Genomic DNA, 2,864 nt, shown 5'->3' with positions numbered 1-2,864 from the left:
AGAGAGGATTTTTATCCTCTTTTTTTATGCATAAAAACGAAAAAAAGTTAAAAAAAATAAAATAATTTTTCTAAGTAATATTAAAGCAAGTATAAGAGTTAAGATGTTGAAAATACTTAAGTTTGGCTACTTTAAATAAATGAAAAAATAAAAAATATGTTACTGATTTGTAACTTTTTCATAAAAAAACCTTTTAAAAGTTACAAAAATGTAATAAAATAGATTTAAGGAATTACAAAATTCGACAATAACGAAAAATATTAAATTAAAATAAAAACAACAATGGGGGAAGACGTATGATAAAAAAGACAATAAGAACAATGACATTAACAGCAGCTATGATGTTAACTGTATCAGCTTTCGCGCCAATAAATAAAGTCGATGCAGCTAATGTTACAGGAACGGTAACAGCAAATGTATTAAATGTAAGAAGTGGAGCATCAACATCATACTCAGTAGTAGGAAAAGTTAGTAAAGGTGAAAAAGTAGAAATATTATCATCAAATAATGGGTGGTATAAAATAGAATATGATAACAATCAGACTGGATGGTCATGTGACGACTATATAACAAAGAATACTGTTACAGGAACAGTAACAGCAAATGTATTAAATGTAAGAAGTGGAGCATCAACATCATATTCAATAGTAGGAAAACTAAGTAAAGGTGAAAAAGTAGAAATACTATTATCAAATAATGGATGGCATAAGATTCAATACTCTCAAGATAATACCGGATGGGTATGTAATGATTATGTAAGCACATCTTCAGCAAGTTCTTCATCAAATTCTTCATCAAGTGTAGTAAAGACTTTAAATGTTAAGGCTTATGCATATACTGGTGATGGAATAACAGCTACAGGAACAGTGCCTAAATACGGAACAATAGCAGTAGATCCAAGTGTAATACCATATGGAACTAAGGTTTATATAAAAGAATTAGATAAAGTATTTACAGCAGAAGATACTGGTGGAGCAATAAAAGGTAATACAATAGATATATTTATGCCAACAGAAAAAAATTGTAATGACTGGGGTATAAGAAATATAACAATAGAAATTTTAAAATAAGAAAAATGGCCAACTAATTGTTGGCCATTTTTTACATTAAAGAAATTTGTAATTTATCTGATTTGTGGATAAATTATAAATTTCAACTTATTTTAAATGAAAATGCTTCACCGACACGTCGCTCAAGCAACGGATGTATCTGAAGCGAATTTTTATGCACTAATTTTATTTAAATTTTCTTGTTTATTTTTATCTTTTATCATGAATTTACCAATAAATCCTCCGATTATAGCTGGTATAACCCAGTTGAATCCTATAGAATCTAAAGGTAATTTATGTACAAAGTTTATGTTTAAACCTAAGCTATCAACAACATTCAATAGACTTATTAATAAAGTTGCATAAGCAGAGCACTTAAATACAGCAGGTTTAGTAAAATATTTATTAAAAGTACTCATAAGAACTAATAAAATTGAGACAGGGTATATAATAGTTAAAATTGGAGCTGCAATAGCTATTATTCTATCTACACCTAAATTAGAAGCTATAGAACTAAATATACAAATAAAAGCAACTAAATGTGTGTATTTTAATTTTTTATTAGTTACATCTTCAAAATATTTTGCAGTAACTGAAGTTAAACCTATTGATGTAGTAAGACACGCAAAGGCAACTATTATTCCTAATAATATAATCCCACTTTTACCTAATAAACTATTAGTTATATTTACAAGTAGTGCAGTTTGAGAAATAGATGTATCGTACATTGTTGAAACTGTAGCACCTAAGTATGCTAAACCACCATATACAATAACTAGACCACTTCCAGCAATAAGTGCAGATTTTAAAGTCATAGAGATATTTTCTTTTTTATCAGTATATCCTTTGCTTATAAAAGAAGTCATTATTAAAGCTGTAACTCCACCAATTCCTAAGGCATCCATAGTTTGGTACCCTTGAGTAAGTCCGTTTACAAATAGACCGTCGCTATCATTATTACTTAATTTTCCAATAGGAGATACAACCCCTTTAGTAATTAAAATCCCTAAAGCAAGTAAAAGTATAGGTGTTAAGAATTTTCCGATTATATCCATAACTTTTGTTGGTCTTATAGTTAATATAAATGTTAAACCAAAGAATAAGATAGAAAATATTATTGAATTAACAGAAGAAGTAAGTGGAGTTATACTCATTTCAAATGTTGTAGCTGCTGTCCTTGGTATAACTAAAATAGGACCAAGACAAAGCATCATTATAACCTCTAAAGTAATTCCAAAATTTTTGCCAGCTTTTCCAACAACATTTTGGAAAGAACCAGACTTAGCTACTGCATTTATTGACAATAAAATTATTCCTACATCAGCTAAAACAAAGCCTAAAAAACTTGTTAGCCAATCACTACCTGATGTCATCCCTATAAAAGGAGGGAATATTAAGTTTCCTGCTCCAAAGAACATAGAAAAAAGGGCAAAACCAATTATTATAATATCTTTATTTTTTTTCATTTTTCACACCTCAAATTTATATTTTAATATATAAAAAGCCACATAGCATTCACTATGTGGCTTTTTTGCCTAGGATTGATAAAAGCCACATAGTGATTATCTATGTGGCTTCGCATAACAAATTAATTTTAGCCATCATAGATACAAATTTTAAAGATTTGTATCTATGATGATTTTATATATCTCATAAATACAAACCTATCTAAAGTAGCTAAAATAATATATATTAAGTTGTGCTTTATTAGTTAGACTTATATTTTTCATTATCATTCTCCAAAATTTATAGTATTATTTTTATTTCTTTTTTATAATGATACAAAATTTACAGAAAATTGTCAATATATATTTT

Annotated in this window: 2 protein-coding genes; one reads left to right on the top strand and one right to left on the bottom strand. The window is 27.8% G+C overall.

The genetic code is table 11. The features are described from left to right. Positions 1-296: 296 nt before the first annotated feature. A complete protein-coding gene (locus NSA58_RS18265) occupies positions 297-1,070 on the top strand; it encodes an SH3 domain-containing protein (RefSeq protein ID WP_074429447.1) in 774 nt (257 codons plus the stop codon). A gap of 152 nt (positions 1,071-1,222) precedes the next feature. Here NSA58_RS18265 and brnQ read toward each other — a convergent pair whose 3' ends face one another. After that, a complete protein-coding gene (brnQ, locus tag NSA58_RS18260) occupies positions 1,223-2,515 on the bottom strand; it encodes a branched-chain amino acid transport system II carrier protein (RefSeq protein WP_074079705.1) in 1,293 nt (430 codons plus the stop codon). Between the last annotated feature and the right edge of the window lie 349 nt (positions 2,516-2,864).

It is taken from the genome of Terrisporobacter muris, assembly GCF_024621905.1.
Lineage (GTDB): Bacteria > Bacillota > Clostridia > Peptostreptococcales > Peptostreptococcaceae > Terrisporobacter > Terrisporobacter muris.
The sequence above is the reverse complement of the archived record's forward strand: the minus strand, read 5'-3'. Positions and strand labels throughout refer to the sequence as shown.